The sequence below is a fragment of the Listeria cossartiae subsp. cossartiae genome, from assembly GCF_014224155.1.
Taxonomy (GTDB): domain Bacteria; phylum Bacillota; class Bacilli; order Lactobacillales; family Listeriaceae; genus Listeria; species Listeria cossartiae.
In genome coordinates this window covers 175241-192651 of record NZ_JAASUI010000003.1, presented here as the reverse complement: position 1 = coordinate 192651, position 17411 = coordinate 175241, and the positions used below count along the sequence as shown (strand labels likewise).

Below are 17411 nucleotides of genomic sequence, written 5' to 3'. Positions count from 1 at the left end.
GTTTGGTTCGAATATTTTTTTAATTTGACAGTTATTTCTGAATTATAAGCGTTTTTATTGAGAAAATGTTTATTTCCTGTTCGTTTAAGAATGTGATAAAATAAGACACGAACTGGGAAAGGAATGGAACAATATATGGAACTTGTTTTTTTAGGAACTGGAGCAGGCGTACCGTCACGAGGCCGTAATGTCACATCCATCGCACTTTCAATGTTAAACGAACGAAATACAATTTGGCTATTTGATTGCGGAGAAGCAACACAACACCAAATCATGCGTAGCCAAATTAAACTAAGTAAGCTAGAAAAAATATTTATTACCCACTTACACGGTGACCACATTTTTGGTCTGCCCGGCTTATTAAGCAGCCGCTCTTTTCAAGGAGGGGAATCCGACCTAACTATATACGGCCCAGCTGGAATAGCAGAATACGTCGAAACTTCTTTAAGACTAAGTGGGACTAGACTAACCTACAAAATCATTTTTAACGAAATTGAACCAGGTTTGATTTTTGAAGATAAGATGTTTTCGATTACCGCGGACGAATTGGATCACGGGTTGCGTAGTTTTGGTTACCGAATCATTGAGAAAGATAAACCGGGTGCACTCGATGCGAAAAAATTAATAGCAGCGGGTGTCGAAGCAGGTCCTATTTTCCAAAAACTGAAAAATGGTGAAACAGTCACATTAGCTGACGGACGTGTCATTGACGGAAAAGACTACATTGATGAGCCACAAAAAGGGAAAATCATTAGTATTTTCGGCGACACTAAAGCGACAGACAGTGAACTTGGATTAGCGCTAAACGCCGATGTGTTAGTACACGAAGCAACGTTTGAAGGCGATAAAGAAAAGCTGGCAGGAGAATATATGCATTCGACGACATTACAAGCTGCGAGCCTTGCGAAAAATGCCAACGTCAAAAAATTAATATTAACGCATATCAGCTCAAGATACGATCGTGATGCAAGTAAAGAGTTATTAATAGAAGCACAATCTGTTTTTGAAAATACTGAAATAGCGTACGACTTAGCTGTTTTCCCAATTGGAGAGTGACGAAATGAACCCTTTTTTGAAAAATAAAACGGTATTAATTACTGGTGCTTCTAGCGGTCTTGGTGCAGAAATCACAAGACAAGTGGCAGCATCTGGCGCAAACGTTATTATTACAGCAAGAAGTACGGAAAAATTAATCACTTTACAAAAAGAAATAAGTGCCAATTTTTCAGTTGAAGCGACTTATTTTACACTTGATATGACAGATTTTGAGCAAGTAAAGCAAGTTAGCGCTGAAATAAACGAGACATATCAAGTAGATGTGCTAGTCAACTGTGCTGGTTTTGGTTTATTTGAAAACGCAGTAGATATCCCGTTTGAGACCATCGAAAAAATGTTTGATACGAATGTATTAGGTTTGATTCAATTAACGCAACTGATCTTACCGCAAATGCAAGCTCGCAAGTCGGGGCATATCATTAATATCGCCTCTCAAGCAGCCAAAATTGCCACACCAAAATCAACGGTCTATTCAGCAACAAAATATGCTGTACTAGGATTTTCCAATGCGCTGCGCTTAGAATTAATTCCCGATAAAATCAAAGTAACGACGATAAATCCAGGTCCGATTGCAACGAACTTTTTCGATGTTGCAGATAAATCAGGGAACTACTTAGAAACAGTGGGTAAATTAGTTTTGAAACCAGAAAAAGTAGCTAGAAAAACCGTACAAATTATGGGGACAAGACGCCGCGAAATCAATTTACCTTTCGTGATGAATATCGCAACCCGGCTTTATCAGGTCATGCCGCAAGTCATAGAATTCTTCGGAAAAGGCGCATTTTTAAAGAAATAAAATAGGAGAAAATACCTTGTGAAAATAGGGTATTTTTTTCTTGTAATTAATTAAGTTAGCGTTTATAATTATATAAGAACGCTTGTTCGTTTTTTTGAAGGAGATGCAGTTATGGATACGAGTAGGAAAATTATTCATATTGATATGGACGCTTTTTATGCATCTGTAGAACAACGCGATCATCCCGAATTTCGCGGGAAGCCACTTATTATTGGCGGAGACCCGAATAAGCGCGGCGTTGTTTCGACCTGTTCGTATGAGGCACGCAAATTCGGTGTACACTCGGCTATGCCTACTCGTCAAGCTGCTAAACTCTGCCCGAATGGTATTTTTATTCACGGGAATATGGCTCATTATGTAGAAGTATCTAACCAAATCCGCGAAATCTTTTCCAGATATACGGATATTATAGAACCACTTTCTTTAGATGAAGCCTATTTAGACGTGACCGAAAATAAAAAAGGAATGAAATCCGCCACATTAGTTGCGCGCGAAATCCAACAAACCATTTACCGTGAACTTGGACTAACTGCGTCTGCTGGCGTATCATTCAATAAATTCATTGCAAAAATTGCTTCAGATTTCAAAAAACCTGCTGGCATTACCGTGGTTACTCCGGAAGAAGCAGAAGCCTTTTTAGAACAAATTCCTGTGACAAAATTTTATGGGGTAGGAAAAGTTACCGCAGAAAAATTACATCGACTTGGAATTGAAACAGGGGCGGATTTGAAGAAGTGGAGTGAATGGGACCTTATTCGCGAATTGCATAAGCATGGTTATCAGTTGTACCGTCATGTGCGCGGTCGTTCGAATAACATTGTGAATCCGCATCGTGATCGCAAATCGGTTGGCAAAGAAACGACTTTTGAATTCAACGTGCTCGATAATCGAATTTTAGAGCAAAGTCTTATGAAGTTTGCTAAGAAAGTAGAAGAACGTCTCATTAAGCTACAGAAACATGGCAAGACCGTGGTACTGAAATTGCGCTACAGTGACTTTACAACGATTACCAAACGGATTACTTTAAACGAATATACCAATGATGCTAATCAAATTTATCAAGCAGCAGCGTTACTTCTCCGAGAGAGTTACACTGGTCAGGATAGCATTCGCTTGATTGGGCTTACTGTAACTAATTTAAAACCCGTTTACTTTGAAAATTTACGGTTAGAAGGACTATAAAAAAGGCTAGCACGGATTAGGTGCTAGCCTTTTTGCTTATTTCATTTCTAATAAACGTTCTTTAAGTTCTTGTTCCATTGTTACAAGTTCTTTTTCAGCTACGGCGCGTTTAGCACGGCCTTCTTGCTGGATTTTAAGGGTTTCTTGCAAGGTTTCAATCAAGCTAGATTGGGTTTCTTTTAGCGTTTCGATATCCACAATACCTCTTTCATTTTCACGCGCTGTTTCGATAGCATTTGTTTTTAGCATATCGGCGTTTCGTTTTAGAAGTTCGTTCGTTGTTTCGGAAACTTGGCGCTGAGCTGCAACGGCTTGTTGTTGACGAAGCAAGGTAAGCGCGATAGCTACTTGGTTTTTCCAAAGTGGAATCGCAGTCATAATCGAAGACTGGATTTTTTCAGCAAGTGCTTGGTTTGTATTTTGGATTAAACGAATTTGTGGCGCTTGTTGAATAGTGATTTGACGGCTTAAACGTAAGTCATATACTCGTTTATCAAGACGATCGGCAAATTGTGTTAAGTCATTCACTTCTTGATAATCCATTTGGTCGCCCGTTTGTTCCGCTTTTTTGCGAAGTTCTGGGAGCATTTTAGTATTAATTTCTTCTAATTTTAATTCTCCAGCAGCAATGTAAATATTAAGTGCTTGGAAGTAATCTTTATTTTTATCATAAAGCTGTTCTAGGAAAGAGTTATCTTCCATTAAACGCTTTTTGGAGTGTTCCAGTTTTAACGCGATGCGGTCAATTTGGGTACCAATTTTTTGATATTTAGAAGTAATTTCATTGATGGATTGTTTTACTCGGTGGAACATTTTTGTGAAGACGTTTTTGTTGCGAGCCGCAAGTTCATCAGGATCTGCTTCTTGTAAACGATACATTAAATCGCTAATAATATCGCCAATTGGACCGACGTCTTGTTTTTGGACATGCGCTAACATCGAATGAGAAAAATCATGTAGTTTAGCTTGGGCCGGAGCTCCGTAACCAAGAATTGCTGCTTGATTTCCAGGTTCGATTTGTTTGGATAACTCTAACGCTTGTTTTTTATTTGTTTCCGTAAGCATATCGACTAGGCGAGGAGCTGCATCCGTTTCGTTATTTACGATACTTGCAGCTGATTCGCCGTCTGATCCAAACGGGTTAGCAAGAAGGTCATCTAACGTTTGGTTAAATTCTTTCTCAACTACTAAATCTTTTAATTCATTTGTTTCTTCACTTGGCTTGTTCTCGGTCATCTTTTGTACCCCTTTCGAATTTCTTTTTCTGTTTAGAAATGGAGTTTTTCGCTACTTCTAATTCAAAGTCAAGATTATTCACGTCTTGATTTAAAAGTGTAAATAAATCCTTTTCAATAACGCGACTTAAATCATTTAGAAGTGTACGTGTATCAGAAAGTGTTTGATAGATTTTTTTGTCTTTTACTGGTTGTTTTTCTAAGAAAGCATATTTTTCGGTTAGTTCCACCAAAGAATCAAGATGGGAGAAAAAGAAATCCTCTGCTTCATAGAAACGTTTTGGTTCATCTTTTACGATACCGTAAATTCTTTTTGTAAGTAAAAGCGTTTTGTTGCGCTCTTGGAACGAATATAGCGCTTTGTTTTGCGTCATAATTTTTTGAAGGCGGATGATTTTCACGCGAGCTTCTTCTAGGTTAGTGCGAATATATTTGTATTCTTTCTTGGTTAATCCAGTGGCAATCATTTGCGCGCGGTCCCCGGCTTTGGATGAAAAGAAAAATAGGGTAGCCGCAACAGCAATAACAATCGTTGCAATTATCAAGCCATTATGGATTAGTAAAGTGAGAATACCAGCCAAAATAATGACAAGGAAAATAGAACCTGTGAATGCTAGTATCTTTTTGAAAACGGTCATTATACATCTTCTCCTTTAAGTACCTGTTAAAAGGTCCGCTTTTCTTATAATATGTTTTTCTAAAAATAAAGATTAGTGGAAAGTAACTTACCATTTAAGTATATTTTGTATGCTAGCACTAGGCAAGTTGCAAGGTTTTTATATTTTAGAAAGTGTCCTTTATTTGTTCTTATCATACCATATTTAGAAAATAGATGTTATCAGTCGTGCGATGTAAATTCACCTCGGACTTAGTTATGTTATAATGAAAAAAAACGAGGAGTTGGTGGCAGAGATGGACTCACTAGAAGAAAAAACGCTTCATACAGAAAAGATTTTTAGCGGAAATGTGATAGCTTTGCAAGTCGATGATGTGGAGCTGCCGAACGGGGAAAAGAGCAAACGCGAAATCGTTAAGCATCCCGGGGCTGTAGCAATTATTCCATTTTCAGCAGACGGCGGAATGTATTTAGTAGAACAATATCGAAAACCACTCGAAAAAACAATTATCGAAATTCCAGCTGGTAAAATGGAGCTTGGAGAGGATCCGCTCGTGACGGCGAGACGAGAACTAGAAGAAGAAACTGGTTTTCAGTCTGATGATTTAACGTATCTCACTTCTTTTTATACATCACCTGGATTTGCCAATGAACTTTTACATATTTATGTCGCGCGCGATCTTCGGAAAATGGAACAACCATTAGCGCAAGATGCCGATGAATTTATTAATTTAGTCAAAGTAACACCAGACGAAGCAGAACAATTAATAGAACAACAACTTATTCATGATGCTAAAACGATGTACGCGATGCAGTACTGGAAAATGCAACTATTAATAGAAGAAAATGAATAAATAATAATGAACTGGCAGTTTATTAAGATATTTGAAGAACAAATAAACAGAGTTATACGAAGGGGTGAATGATGAATTATTATAAATTAATGCTCAATGATGATAAGAAAAAATGGAAGAAATATGAAGCGTTTAGTATTGATTTTTATAATAATATGGAAAGGATAGCCCCTAAAGACGCTTATCCGTATTTAATAAATAGAGAGCATAAATTAAAAATTAAAGTAATAAAGAAGGGGGAAAGTCCTGATTTTGCAAGTATTGGAACTTATTATCTAATAGCAAATGCAAGTAAATTTAATAAAGCTGAAATTTCATTCAATGGACTTGAGCTTTTAAATGTAGCAGTTGAAGCTGAAAATAAAGATTACGTTGTTTTTCATTTTAATAGGAAAGTGGATTGTGTTGATTTCAATAAATCGGAATATATTGAATGGCCTGCAGATTATATGCCTCAGCCATGGGAAAACTCCATAGCCCAATTTTTCCTTAAACCAACATTGCAAAGAAATAAAATACCATCAGAACTTGAGTGTTTTTCTTTAGATAAATGGGGTGGAGCATTCAACCTAGTAGTATCAGAAAAAGTTAAAGATAAATTAGCTTCATTGAATGACGGGGATTTTCTATGCTTTCAAGAATTGGATATTATATAGGACTAGATAACCTAGTTCATTTAAAGATATAGTAGAGTTAATTATTGTTGTGTCTTAGTTATGTAAAATATTGTCAGAAGAGCTTGGAATGTGTTATTATTAATATGAAAAGAGAGCCATGCGTGAACATGACCCTCAAGCGTAAGCCCATTTAAGGTGGCAGCTAGTTTAATTTGGTATAAAAATAACCACTAAACTCGCCAAAGTTTATGAGTGGTTATTTTTTTTTGTTATTTTGACTGTTTAAGAACAACACTAAGGTTGCAAAAGCGACTGCAAAAGACAGGGCTTCATAAACGGTCATGGATTATCCTTTCTAGGAGTTCCAAACAAAAAATTCATAGGCATCACTCCTTCTTGTTGAAAGAACTAGCCACCACCATATACTTGCTTACTTATCCATAATTATAGCATTTGAAATATGATTATTCTATGTAGAATAGGGCGTTTAGCGAAATTAGTAATATTAGGCTGGATCCTGTATTTTCTAAGCATAAACACAAATAAAAAACAGTAATTTATCTACTTTTATAGATTTTAGTTGGAATTAGATTTTTTTGTGAAAAAGGGCTTAATAGTTCTTGATTGACTACCTGGTCAAAAGAGTTTATACTCAGGTTGACTAAGTGGTCAATTTGAGTGTGGAGGAGAGAACATGGAAGCAATTAAAGTGGAGTCGCTCACAAAAAATTATCATAAAAAGCGAGCAATTGAAAATGTGAATTTGTCTGTAAATGAAGGCGAACTATATGGTTTTATTGGTCCAAATGGCGCGGGGAAATCAACGACAATTAAAGTGTTACTGAATTTTATTTATGCAACGAGTGGGAGCGCAACGGTTCTCGGGAAAGATGTCGTGAAAGAGTCAGCGGAAATTAAAAAAATGGTCGGCTATGTACCAAGTGAGGTGCGTTATTATCCACAAATGACTGCTAATGATATTATCCACTATGCTGCCAAGTTTCATCATATTGAAAACGCGGCACAAAAAATGAACAAGTATTATGAAATGTTTGCGATTGATCCGAAAAAACGCTTTGGAGAAATGTCACTTGGAAATAAGAAAAAAGTGGCGATTGTTGCCGGGCTTATTACCGAGCCAAAATTATTTATTTTGGATGAACCGACGAATGGGCTTGATCCTTTAATGCAACATTATTTATTTAAAGAAATGACTGAGCGGAATAAAGAAGGCATGACGATTTTTCTTTCTAGCCATAATTTGCGGGAAGTTCAAGAATATTGTACGAGGGCAGCTTTTATTCGAAATGGGAATATTATCGCGGTGGAAGATATCGCTAATCAACAAATGACTGGCAAAGTGATTGCGCTGAAAGGAACGAATTTGCCACTGGAAAAATTGACGAATGCGGGCGCAAGAATTATCGAAAAGGAAGCTGGAAAAGCGCGACTTATTTTTGATGACGATATTAAGACGATTTTGCCATTATTACAAGAAAAAGAAATTACAGATTTAACGATTACCAATCAAGAATTGGAAGATAAATTTATGACGCTATACGAAGGGGGAGAAATTAAGTGAACATTTTACACATTGAATGGAAAACGCGGATAAAAAGTCTGGTTGTTTGGGCTGTTGTGGTAATTGTAATTTTAGGTGTGTTTATGGCTTTCTTCCCTAGTATGCAAAGTAGTGGAATGCAAGATTTAGTTAATACGAAAATGAATGCACTTCCGCAAGATATGATGAAAATTTTGCATATGGATTCGATGGCGGACTTAACGAATATTGACGCGTATTTTGCGTATGTTTTTCAGTATATTTTTATTGCGGCGTGTGTGTATGCGGCGTTAATTGGTGCGCAGGCTTTGATAAAAGAAGAAACGGACGGGACGATTGAGTTTTTATATGCACAGCCAATTACTCGGTCTAGCCTTGTTTTTTGGAAAATAATGGGTAATTTATTGTCATTTGTGGCTTTTTGGGCGATTACATTTGTAGCTTCGGTGGCGCTCGTTCTTTTCTTGAAACCGAGTGGGGTAGATAGCGGCGATTTAGTGATGGAACTTGTGCGTGTTTTTTCTAGCGAATTGCTTGTAGCCGCTGTATTTATGAGTGCTGGCTTTATGATTTCGGCGGTGCTTCGTTCAGCTAAACAAGCTTCTCCAGTCGCACTTGCGCTCGTTTTCTTAACGTATATTTTAGGGATTATGGCTGGTTTAAATGACAAAGTTGATTTCTTCAAATACTTTTCACCAATCAACTATGCAATTCCGTCGGAGATTATGGATAAAGGGATTACAGGAACCAATGCACTGATTTCTTGTGGGGTGATTGTTGTGATGGTTGCTATGACATTTGTTCTTTATAAGAAAAAGGATTTGAAAGTATAATGGATGAAAAACGGTTAAAAATTTTAGAAGCAGCAATGGAAGAATTTACGGAAAAAGGATACCAGGCGGCTAGTACAAATAAAATTTGCGCAAAAGCTGGTGTTTCGAAAGGACTTATTTTTCACTACTTTGGGTCTAAAGAAAAGCTTTATATTGCGGCGGTTAGTTATGCGGTTGATTTTGCGACGAATGAGGTTAGTCTGGAAGGGGAACGTTGGGGTGACTTTGTCGAGATGGCGATTTGGTCAACGAAGATGAAACTGGATTTTAATCACAAGTATCCCGCGGTGTTTGGCTTGATTATGCAAGCTTATGGAAATCCGCCAGCTGAATTAAAAGGGAAGCTAGATGGCTTTTTTGATAAGGCGATTGAACGATCGGAAGCGCAAATGAATCAAGTTTTACGTGAGATGAAGTTGAAGAAAGATGTGAATATGGAGGCAGCGCGTAAAGTGATGGCGGCTCTGTTTAAGCATATTACAGAGACGAGTACGAGTTATTTGCAAAGCCATCCGAATGCGACAATGGAAGATTTTGTTCCGCTTGCGAACGATTTTACGGAAATGATGCGGATTGTTGAATTTGGGATATGTGAAGCGAAAAAGGATTTGGGCGAGTGAACCCAAATCCTTTTTTTTAACCAATAAAGCTTTCGTGATGCGTGCTAATCATTGCTTCGTCTGCGGCAGTTGGTTCTAAATATTTTTTTGCGCTATTAATCGCGATGGGCCCTTCATGAAGTCCAGCTGCGATAATGCGTATTTTTCGAGGGTAGGTGGCGCTATCTCCGCAAGCAAAAATGCCTGGGACCGTCGTTTTCATTTCATCGTCCACAACAATGCCAAAATCTGCTTGTTCAAAGCCCCATTCGGCCATCGTTCCGAGGTCTACTTTCACACCATGATTAATAAAAAGTGCCTCAGTTTTAATTGTTTTTGTCGTTTGCGTTTGGTTACAGCAAACGGTAATTTCGGATAGTTGATTATTCGTTCCAATTAGTTCGCTGATTTCATGGTGGATATGGATTTCAACGCGGGAGTTTTTAAGTTCGCGTACGCTTTCTTCATGTGCTTTAAAATCTTCACCGCGGTATATAAGGTGGACTTGTTTGGCGATTGGTTCGAGTGTTTGAGCCCAGTCGATAGCGGCGTTCCCACCACCAGAAACGACCACTACTTTGTCGCGAAATTGCTCGATGTTTTTGACATCATAATGAATTGCGAGGGGAAAATCTTCGGCATGAGTTGCTTCTAACTTATTGACTTCAAAAGTGCCACTACCGGTTGCGATAACAATTGTTTTAGAAAAGTGAATCGCGCCGTTATGCGAAGTTAGTTGGAAAGTTCCATTTGTTAGTTTGGTCACGTCCATCACGCGTTCATTACAAACAATCGTAGGATGAAATGTTTCTGCTTGTTCTTTTAAATTTGCAACGAGATCTGCACCCGTAATTGCGGGAATACCGCCAATATCGCGAATGATTTTTTCTGGGAAAAAGTAGCGAACTTTGCCGCCGACAGCAGGTTCAGCATCGATAATTTTTGTTTTCATTGAACGTAAGCCGCTATAAAATGCGGAGAATAAGCCGATTGGACCGCCTCCGATAATGGTTACGTCATAAACCTCATTTGGCAATGGAATCAAGCTCCTTTACAATTTCGCATCCGTTACATGTTTCGTATGGGAGGCAAAGAGGGACACCGCTGCGTGGATCAATTAAAATATCTGCTTTGATATTAAAGACGTCCTCTAAAGTTTGTTCAGTCATTACACTGACGGGCGTGCCTTCTGCAATAACTTTTCCTTCTTTAATGGCAATCATATGGTGGGCGTAACGAGATGCGTGATTTAAATCATGGACAACCATTACGATTGTACGGTTTTCCGATTGATTTAGTTGTTTTAATAAATTAAGTACATCTAGTTGATGCGTCATATCTAAAAAGGTCGTCGGTTCATCGAGGAAAAGTACATCTGTTTCTTGCGCAAGTGCCATGGCAATCCAAGCGCGCTGCCGTTGTCCACCTGATAAACTATCAATAGGTCGATCCGCAAATTCGGTTAAATTCGTCACGCGTAATGACCAAAAAATGATTTCGCGATCTTTTGCGGTAATTGATTTGAAACTGCTTTGATGCGGGGAACGTCCATAAGAAATTAATTCAAACACCGTCAAACCATCAGGTGCAGAAGGATTTTGTGGTAAAATAGCTAACTGTTTGGCAACTTCTTTGGTTGGCTGACTATGAATCGTTTTGCCATCCAAAAAAACAGCTCCTTTAGTAGGTTTCATTAAGCGGGACATCGTTTTTAAAATAGTCGATTTCCCTGAGCCGTTTGCACCAACTAAGGCGGTTATTTTATTCGCTGGAATGGCTATATCTAAACCATCAACAATGATTCGTTTGTCGTATGAAATTTGCAGGTTATCTGTATGAAGGTCTTTCATTTTCATCGCTCCAATTTAAAGTTAAGGTGATAATCATTCTCAATGGTTAAGTATAGAGTTTTTATGGAAAAGATGCAAGCGATACTTTGCTGAGGAGGATTTGCACTTTGTGAAGAATGTTGCTATACTAACTGAGAATTATTATCAGTTACAGGAGGGGTTCAAGTGAAAAAGGGTATTCTTTTACTCGTAGCAATGCTTTTAATTGCAGTGGGTTTGACTGCTTGTGGAGATAACAAATCGGCTGGGAATGAACAGGTCGAGATGCGTACATATACAATGACAAATGGTAAGCAGGTAGAGATTCCGGCGCACCCGAAACGGATTGTCGCTTCGGAATATTTAGGGAACATTGTTTTGCTAGGAATGAAGCCAGTTGGTGCTAGAGCGAAACAACTGGAAAACCCATTTTTGAAAGGAAAAGTGGATGGGATTGCAGATATAGGTGACCCTGTTTCAGCGGAAAAAGTGGCGGAATTATAACCGGATTTAATTATCGTCTCAAAGGAAGATGAGTTTGAAGCAATGTCGAAAATTGCGCCAACTGTGTTAATTCCATATGCGACTTCTAAAAATGTTGAAGAAGACGTGCGCCAAATTGCCGACTTGATTGGTGAGAAGAAGGCTGGGGAAGCATGGCTAGATAAGTTTCACCAAAAAGCGAAAGAAAGTAGAGCGAAATTGGCAGGGAAGCTAGATGCGAATGAAACAGTGGGAATTTATGAAGTGCAGGATAAAGATTTTTATGTGATGGGGCAAAATATGGGGCGCGGTGGCCAAGCGATTTATAATGCTTTGCAATTGAAAGCTCCAGCAAAAATTCAAAAAGATGTGCTGGCTGGGCAAGATTGGCAGAAGATTTCACTGGAAGTACTGCCAGAATTTGCGGCCGATAGAATGTTTGTAACGACGACTTCTTCTGGTGATGCAAAAGACGGCGAGAAGATGCTGAAAGATTTGACGAATTCATCAATTTGGAAAGATTTGCCGACGTTTAAAGCGGGGCATGTTTATCAAATGGATTTTGATACGATGTTTTATTATGACCCTCTAGCGGTGGAAGGGCAGTTGGATATTATTGTTGAGAAGTTACTAGAATCTAACTAATGATTGCGCTTAGTGTTTGATATTGATATAATTTTCTTTGCGATTGATAATTATTATCACTTAAAATGAGCGGATAATTTAGATGGAAGGAACATGTACAGATGGATAAGTCAAAACAGATAAAAATGAATACAAGACCAACTGTCGCGATTTTTATACTTTCGGGTGGAATTTTGTTGCTTCTGATGCTAGCATTATTCGGGATTGCGGTAGGGGCAGCCGATATTAATTTAAGCACGGTTTGGGATGCGCTGTTTCATTATAATAGTTCGGAAACGCAGCATCAGATTATTCGCAGTTTGCGCGTTCCACGGGTGATTGCGGATATGGCGATTGGCGCTGCTTTTGCGGTGGCTGGGGCGATTATGCAAGGGATTACGCGAAATCCGCTGGCTGATTCGGGCTTGCTTGGGTTGAACGCTGGGTCGACATTTATGGTAGCGGTTTGTTTTGCGTTTATGCCGTGGCTCAGTTATAACTCGCTGATTTTGTTTTCTTTTGTTGGTGCGGCGATTGGTGCTTTCATGGTTTTTGGTGTTAGTTCGCTGGCGGGGAGTGCGATGTCGCCAACGAGGTTAGTGCTTGCTGGTGCGGCGGTTAGTTCGCTTCTTACGGCACTTAGTGAAGGGCTGGCGATTTATTTTAAGCTGAGTCAAGATTTGGCCTTTTGGTATGCTGGTGGGGTTGCTGGCGTAAAATGGAGCCAACTTGCGGCGATTTGGCCGTGGTTGCTCGGTGCGCTTATTGCGGCGATTTTGCTGAGTAAGTCAATTACGATTTTAAGTTTAGGCGATGACATTGCGGTTGGCCTTGGTGAAAAAACAACTTTTGTTAAAATTGCTTCGATGATAGTGGTATTGATTTTGGCGGGTCTTGCGGTGTCGGTTGTTGGGCCGGTTGGTTTTATTGGCTTGATTGTGCCACATTTGGTCAGATTTTTAGTTGGGGTCGATTATCGCTGGATTATTCCGTGTTCGGCTGTTGTTGGGGCATTTTTGACTTTAGCAGCGGATATTGTGGCGCGAACGATTAATCCGCCGTATGAAACGCCAATCAGTGTTATTTTTGCGCTAATCGGGGTTCCTTTCTTCTTATATGTAGCTCGTAAAGAAAGGAGGAACTTATAATGTATATGACAGTGGCGGAAAAGCGGAAAAGATCACGACGAATTTGGACGTTAATTATTTTGAGTGTGCTGATATTTTGTACATTTACATATAGTGTCAATGCTGGTTATTCGAAATTGCCATTTTTAGAAGTGATTAAATCTTTCTTTGGAATGGCGGATGCGGGGACACAGCTTATTGTGACGGAGTTTCGTTTGCCGCGGATTGTTATTGCACTTTTAGTTGGTGCGGGACTTGCAGTTTCGGGAACGATTTTACAAGGGATTTCTGGAAATGGATTGGCGGACCCGGGGATTCTTGGGATTAATAATGGCGCAGGTCTTGCGGTTATGCTTTATATTTCCTTCTTTCCTTCCACGATGGATGTACCGGTTTTATTTATGCCTTTTATTGGGTTTATTGGGGCGATTTTAACAGCATTTGTTGTGTACGGGCTTTCTTATAGTCGGAGTGAAGGGTTGCTGCCTAACCGGTTGCTACTTACTGGGATTGCTGTTGCAGCGGCGATTGCGGCATTAATTACGCTTCTAACTGTTCGACTTGATCCGCAAAATTATCAACGTTATGCGGAATGGATGGCTGGAAATATTTGGGCATCGAGCTGGCAATATGTTTTTGCACTTTTACCATGGTTAATTGTTTTAGGGGCGATTGCTTTCATGAAAGTGAAAACGTTAGATGTGCTTTCGTTTGGGGATCAAGTGGCTACTGGACTAGGTGTTCGCGTAGAACGAGAAAAATTTGTTCTATTAATAGTAGCAGTTGGTCTCGCTGCGGCTTGCGTTTCGGTTAGTGGCGGGATTGCTTTTATCGGTTTGATTGGGCCACATATTGCTAGAAAACTAGTTGGCTCGGCGCATCGCTGGGTAATGGTAACAGCGGCACTTTCTGGTGGCTTGTTATTATTACTTGCGGATACGATTGGACGATTGATTATTCAACCATCGGAAATATTTGCAGGGATTGTTGTCGCGATTATCGGCGCACCGTATTTCTTGTTCCTTCTTGCCAAAGCTAAATAATAATAATTATTGATAACGAGAAATTAAGGAGTAATTGATAATCATTGTAGACAGCCTATTGCTTTTGTGATATCTTAGTAAACATAAGCAATAGGAATTGACTAGATGCCATTTTTATCGTAAAAAGTAAATTCCTAACTTGCATTTTATTTATAATTATTATAAACTGTATTTATTGTTAAATGATAATGATGATAATTTAGAAAGACAACTTGTTGTAGCAACCAAGGGAGGAACCATAATGGAAGGTCGTATTGGACGCATTAAAGCACAACTTCATGATGCTAGTTATAAATTAACACCACAGCGAGAAGCTACTGTTCGCGTTTTACTGGAAAATGAAAAAGATCATTTAAGTGCTGAGGAAGTTTTCTTGCGTGTGAAAGATATTGCGCCTGACACTGGTCTTGCAACTGTTTATAGAACGCTTGAGCTTTTAACAGAGCTACGCGTGGTAGATAAAATTAATTTTGGTGATGGCGTATCTCGTTACGATTTGAGACAAGAAGGCGCCAAGCATTTCCACCACCATTTAGTTTGTTTAGAATGTGGATCTGTGGAAGAAATTCAAGAAGATTTACTAGAAGATGTGGAAAAAATCGTTGAATCGAAGTGGAACTTTCTTGTTAAAGATCACCGTTTGACTTTCCAAGGGGTTTGCGCGGATTGCCGACAAAAAACTAAAAAAGAATAATCACAGAGTTTGAGATAATCTATCTCAAACTTTTTTTATGGTTAAAGATGGACTGAATTGCCTGAAAAGTATTATAAGTTTCTTTCTATTAATTAAACGTTTTCAGTCAGAGTGGAACATGGTAGAATAGGTCTTGTGGAGGAAATGCTTATGAATGATTTAATTGAAGATTTTTTACATTTTTTAATTGTAGAGAGAGGCTTATCCGCTAATACCATCAAAGCTTATCAGCGAGATTTACACTATTTTGTTTCTTACATGGAAACTTCTAAGAATTTGACGGATCCAAATATACTTGAAAGAAGCGATATAGTGGGATTTATGGCGTTTGCTAGGCAAGAAGGAAAGTCAGCAAGAAGTGTCGCGCGATATATTGCCTCACTACGATCATTTTTTCATTATTTAATGCACGATGGGAAAATGTCACATGATCCAATGATCCAAATTGAAACACCAAAGCAAGCGCAAAGCCTACCCAAAGTTTTAAATTTAGATGATGTGGAAAAGTTACTTAGTTCATCGGATACTAGTACCCCGCTCGGACTAAGAGACCAAGCAATGATGGAAATTTTATATGCGACAGGGCTTCGTGTAACGGAACTTGTTCGACTGAAAATGGACGATTTGCACCTTCATATGGGTTTTATTCAAACGATTGGTAAAGGCGATAAAGAAAGAATTATCCCGCTTGGAAAAACGGCAACAACCGTTTTAGAACAATACTTAGAGGAAGCAAGACCAAAACTTCGCAGACCAAAATATCGAAATGATTTTGTCTTTTTAAATCATCACGGTCAAGGTCTGACGAGACAAGGCTTCTGGAAAATTTTAAAAGGAATTGCGAAAGAGTCGGGGATTGAAAAGCCGATTACACCGCATACTTTGCGTCATTCATTCGCCACCCATTTGCTTGAAAACGGGGCTGATTTAAGATCGGTACAAGAGCTCCTTGGTCATGCCGATATCTCCACTACGCAAATTTATACACACGTAACAAAACTGCGCCTAAAAGATGTCTATAAGCAATTTCACCCGCGCGCTTAAAAAATATAGTTGAAAAGGATGAGTAACTATGCCAGATAAATTTAAACGAGTACATGTAGTTGTAATGGATTCAGTCGGTATTGGAGAAGCACCAGATGCTGCTGCGTTTGGCGATTTTGATGTCGATACATTTGGACATATTGCAAAACACGTTGGCGGATTAAATATGCCTGAAATGGGCAAATTAGGTTTATCCAATATTCGTGAAATCGACGGAATTAAAAAAGCAGAAAAACCACTTGCTTACTATACAAAAATGCAAGAAGCCTCGAACGGTAAAGATACAATGACAGGTCACTGGGAAATTATGGGACTTTACATTGACACGCCTTTCCGCGTTTTCCCAGATGGATTTCCTGATGATTTAATCAACCAAATTGAAGAAAAAACAGGTCGCAAAGTAATCGGGAATAAACCGGCAAGCGGCACAGAAATTATGGATGAGCTTGGCGAAGAGCATGTTAAAACAGGCGCGTTAATTGTTTATACATCCGCTGACTCTGTTTTACAAATCGCGGCGCATGAGGATGTTGTTCCTTTAGAAGAGCTATACGAAATTTGTGAATTCTGCCGCAAAATCACGTTGGATGATCCGTACATGCTTGGTCGAATTATCGCACGTCCATTCGTTGGTGAGCCAGGTGCGTTTGTTAGAACGCCAAATCGCCATGATTATGCGCTAAAACCTTTTAAACCAACAGTAATGGATGCTTTAAAAGATGGTGGTAAAGATGTGATTGCGATTGGTAAAATTTCTGATATTTTTGACGGTGAAGGTGTGACAGAATCTATCCGCACCAAATCTAATATGGACGGAATGGATCAATTTATCACAGTATTAGATAAAGACTTTAATGGTATGAGTTTCTTGAACTTAGTTGACTTTGATGCACTTTTCGGACATCGTCGTGATCCTCAAGGTTATGCGGATGCGCTTGTTGATTTTGATGGTCGCTTAGTAGAAGTGATGGAAAAGCTGACTGATGATGATCTTTTAATTATTACAGCTGACCACGGAAATGACCCAACTTACTCTGGCACAGACCACACTCGTGAGTTTGTACCATTACTTGTATACTCACCACGCTTTAAAAATGGTGGTTCTGAATTAGAATTACGCAAAACATTTGCCGATCTCGGCGCAACTGTTGCTGATAATTTTGATGTAAAAATGCCAGAATATGGACAAAGTTTCTTAAAAGACTTGAAATAGGAAAA

The 17411-nt window shown here is 38.9% G+C and carries 17 protein-coding genes and 1 pseudogene; 14 read left to right on the top strand and 4 right to left on the bottom strand.

Going from position 1 to position 17411, the window contains the following annotated elements; all coding sequences use genetic code 11:
* Positions 1 to 135 precede the first annotated feature (135 nt).
* The 3 genes from rnz to dinB all read left to right on the top strand — a co-directional run bounded on the left by rnz (position 136) and on the right by dinB (position 3034).
* The gene (gene rnz, locus HCJ30_RS10600; RefSeq protein WP_185392124.1) at positions 136 to 1056 is read left to right on the top strand and encodes a ribonuclease Z; all 921 of its coding nucleotides are present in this window, start codon (positions 136 to 138) and stop codon (positions 1054 to 1056) included.
* 4 nt (positions 1057 to 1060) lie between these two features.
* A complete protein-coding gene (locus HCJ30_RS10595) occupies positions 1061 to 1852 on the top strand; it encodes an SDR family NAD(P)-dependent oxidoreductase (protein WP_185392123.1) in 792 nt (263 codons plus the stop codon).
* A gap of 111 nt (positions 1853 to 1963) precedes the next feature.
* The gene (dinB, locus tag HCJ30_RS10590) at positions 1964 to 3034 is read left to right on the top strand and encodes a DNA polymerase IV (protein WP_185392122.1); all 1071 of its coding nucleotides are present in this window, start codon (positions 1964 to 1966) and stop codon (positions 3032 to 3034) included.
* Positions 3035 to 3070: 36 nt separating this feature from the next.
* On the opposite strand, the gene HCJ30_RS10585 is transcribed toward dinB, so the two are convergent.
* Together HCJ30_RS10585 and HCJ30_RS10580 are read right to left on the bottom strand one after the other, a co-directional pair.
* Entirely contained in the window at positions 3071 to 4270 is a 1200-nt protein-coding gene (locus HCJ30_RS10585; protein ID WP_003725866.1) for a toxic anion resistance protein, read from the bottom strand.
* A complete protein-coding gene (locus HCJ30_RS10580) occupies positions 4248 to 4907 on the bottom strand; it encodes a 5-bromo-4-chloroindolyl phosphate hydrolysis family protein (protein WP_185392121.1) in 660 nt (219 codons plus the stop codon). Before HCJ30_RS10580 ends, HCJ30_RS10585 begins: the two co-directional genes overlap by 23 nt.
* Positions 4908 to 5181: 274 nt before the next feature.
* On the opposite strand from HCJ30_RS10580, the gene HCJ30_RS10575 reads away from it, so the two are divergent.
* The 5 genes from HCJ30_RS10575 to timR all read left to right on the top strand — a co-directional run bounded on the left by HCJ30_RS10575 (position 5182) and on the right by timR (position 9370).
* Positions 5182 to 5739, top strand: coding sequence for an NUDIX hydrolase (locus HCJ30_RS10575; protein ID WP_185392246.1), 558 nt, complete (start codon positions 5182 to 5184; stop codon positions 5737 to 5739).
* Positions 5740 to 5810: 71 nt separating this feature from the next.
* Complete coding sequence (locus HCJ30_RS10570) at positions 5811 to 6395, top strand: hypothetical protein (RefSeq protein ID WP_185392120.1); 585 nt, start codon at positions 5811 to 5813, stop codon at positions 6393 to 6395.
* A gap of 655 nt (positions 6396 to 7050) precedes the next feature.
* Entirely contained in the window at positions 7051 to 7938 is an 888-nt protein-coding gene (gene timA, locus HCJ30_RS10565; RefSeq protein WP_185392119.1) for a macrodiolide ABC transporter ATP-binding protein TimA, read from the top strand.
* Positions 7935 to 8750 (top strand): macrodiolide ABC transporter permease TimB, encoded by an 816-nt coding sequence (gene timB, locus HCJ30_RS10560; protein ID WP_185392118.1) that lies wholly within the window; start codon positions 7935 to 7937, stop codon positions 8748 to 8750. The genes timA and timB overlap by 4 nt, the downstream gene beginning before the upstream one ends.
* Positions 8750 to 9370 (top strand): macrodiolide transporter TimAB transcriptional regulator TimA, encoded by a 621-nt coding sequence (gene timR, locus HCJ30_RS10555; RefSeq protein ID WP_185392117.1) that lies wholly within the window; start codon positions 8750 to 8752, stop codon positions 9368 to 9370. Before timB ends, timR begins: the two co-directional genes overlap by 1 nt.
* Positions 9371 to 9386: 16 nt before the next feature.
* Here timR and HCJ30_RS10550 read toward each other — a convergent pair whose 3' ends face one another.
* Together HCJ30_RS10550 and HCJ30_RS10545 are read right to left on the bottom strand one after the other, a co-directional pair.
* Positions 9387 to 10385: an NAD(P)/FAD-dependent oxidoreductase gene (locus tag HCJ30_RS10550; RefSeq protein ID WP_185392116.1), complete on the bottom strand. Its 999-nt coding sequence runs from the start codon at positions 10383 to 10385 to the stop codon at positions 9387 to 9389.
* Entirely contained in the window at positions 10375 to 11199 is an 825-nt protein-coding gene (locus tag HCJ30_RS10545; protein WP_185392115.1) for an ABC transporter ATP-binding protein, read from the bottom strand. The genes HCJ30_RS10550 and HCJ30_RS10545 overlap by 11 nt, the downstream gene beginning before the upstream one ends.
* Before the next feature lie 165 nt (positions 11200 to 11364).
* Between HCJ30_RS10545 and HCJ30_RS10540 the strand changes: the two are divergent.
* From HCJ30_RS10540 to deoB, 6 genes and pseudogenes are all read left to right on the top strand, one after another.
* Positions 11365 to 12306, top strand: a pseudogene (locus HCJ30_RS10540) (iron-hydroxamate ABC transporter substrate-binding protein).
* Between the two features lie 101 nt (positions 12307 to 12407).
* Complete coding sequence (locus HCJ30_RS10535) at positions 12408 to 13433, top strand: FecCD family ABC transporter permease (protein ID WP_185392114.1); 1026 nt, start codon at positions 12408 to 12410, stop codon at positions 13431 to 13433.
* Positions 13433 to 14455 (top strand): FecCD family ABC transporter permease, encoded by a 1023-nt coding sequence (locus tag HCJ30_RS10530; RefSeq protein WP_185392113.1) that lies wholly within the window; start codon positions 13433 to 13435, stop codon positions 14453 to 14455. Before HCJ30_RS10535 ends, HCJ30_RS10530 begins: the two co-directional genes overlap by 1 nt.
* A gap of 241 nt (positions 14456 to 14696) precedes the next feature.
* Positions 14697 to 15149 (top strand): ferric iron uptake transcriptional regulator, encoded by a 453-nt coding sequence (gene fur / locus HCJ30_RS10525; protein WP_070785259.1) that lies wholly within the window; start codon positions 14697 to 14699, stop codon positions 15147 to 15149.
* A 150-nt stretch (positions 15150 to 15299) separates the two neighbouring features.
* Positions 15300 to 16193, top strand: a complete 894-nt coding sequence (gene xerD, locus HCJ30_RS10520) for a site-specific tyrosine recombinase XerD (protein ID WP_008948288.1) — start codon at positions 15300 to 15302, stop codon at positions 16191 to 16193.
* Positions 16194 to 16221: 28 nt separating this feature from the next.
* Complete coding sequence (deoB, locus tag HCJ30_RS10515; RefSeq protein WP_185392112.1) at positions 16222 to 17406, top strand: phosphopentomutase; 1185 nt, start codon at positions 16222 to 16224, stop codon at positions 17404 to 17406.
* The last annotated feature ends 5 nt before the right edge of the window (positions 17407 to 17411 follow it).

Excerpts from the sequence above, each read along its gene's own strand:
- rnz (WP_185392124.1), top strand. The coding sequence starts at position 136 with ATGGAACTTGTTTTTTTAGGAACTGGAGCAGGCGTACCGTCACGAGGC.
- HCJ30_RS10595 (WP_185392123.1), top strand. The coding sequence starts at position 1,061 with ATGAACCCTTTTTTGAAAAATAAAACGGTATTAATTACTGGTGCTTCT.
- dinB (WP_185392122.1), top strand. The coding sequence starts at position 1,964 with ATGGATACGAGTAGGAAAATTATTCATATTGATATGGACGCTTTTTAT.
- HCJ30_RS10585 (WP_003725866.1), bottom strand. The coding sequence starts at position 4,270 with ATGACCGAGAACAAGCCAAGTGAAGAAACAAATGAATTAAAAGATTTA.
- HCJ30_RS10580 (WP_185392121.1), bottom strand. The coding sequence starts at position 4,907 with ATGACCGTTTTCAAAAAGATACTAGCATTCACAGGTTCTATTTTCCTT.
- HCJ30_RS10575 (WP_185392246.1), top strand. The coding sequence starts at position 5,182 with ATGGACTCACTAGAAGAAAAAACGCTTCATACAGAAAAGATTTTTAGC.
- HCJ30_RS10570 (WP_185392120.1), top strand. The coding sequence starts at position 5,811 with ATGAATTATTATAAATTAATGCTCAATGATGATAAGAAAAAATGGAAG.
- timA (WP_185392119.1), top strand. The coding sequence starts at position 7,051 with ATGGAAGCAATTAAAGTGGAGTCGCTCACAAAAAATTATCATAAAAAG.
- timR (WP_185392117.1), top strand. The coding sequence starts at position 8,750 with ATGGATGAAAAACGGTTAAAAATTTTAGAAGCAGCAATGGAAGAATTT.
- HCJ30_RS10545 (WP_185392115.1), bottom strand. The coding sequence starts at position 11,199 with ATGAAAGACCTTCATACAGATAACCTGCAAATTTCATACGACAAACGA.
- HCJ30_RS10535 (WP_185392114.1), top strand. The coding sequence starts at position 12,408 with ATGGATAAGTCAAAACAGATAAAAATGAATACAAGACCAACTGTCGCG.
- HCJ30_RS10530 (WP_185392113.1), top strand. The coding sequence starts at position 13,433 with ATGTATATGACAGTGGCGGAAAAGCGGAAAAGATCACGACGAATTTGG.
- fur (WP_070785259.1), top strand. The coding sequence starts at position 14,697 with ATGGAAGGTCGTATTGGACGCATTAAAGCACAACTTCATGATGCTAGT.
- xerD (WP_008948288.1), top strand. The coding sequence starts at position 15,300 with ATGAATGATTTAATTGAAGATTTTTTACATTTTTTAATTGTAGAGAGA.
- deoB (WP_185392112.1), top strand. The coding sequence starts at position 16,222 with ATGCCAGATAAATTTAAACGAGTACATGTAGTTGTAATGGATTCAGTC.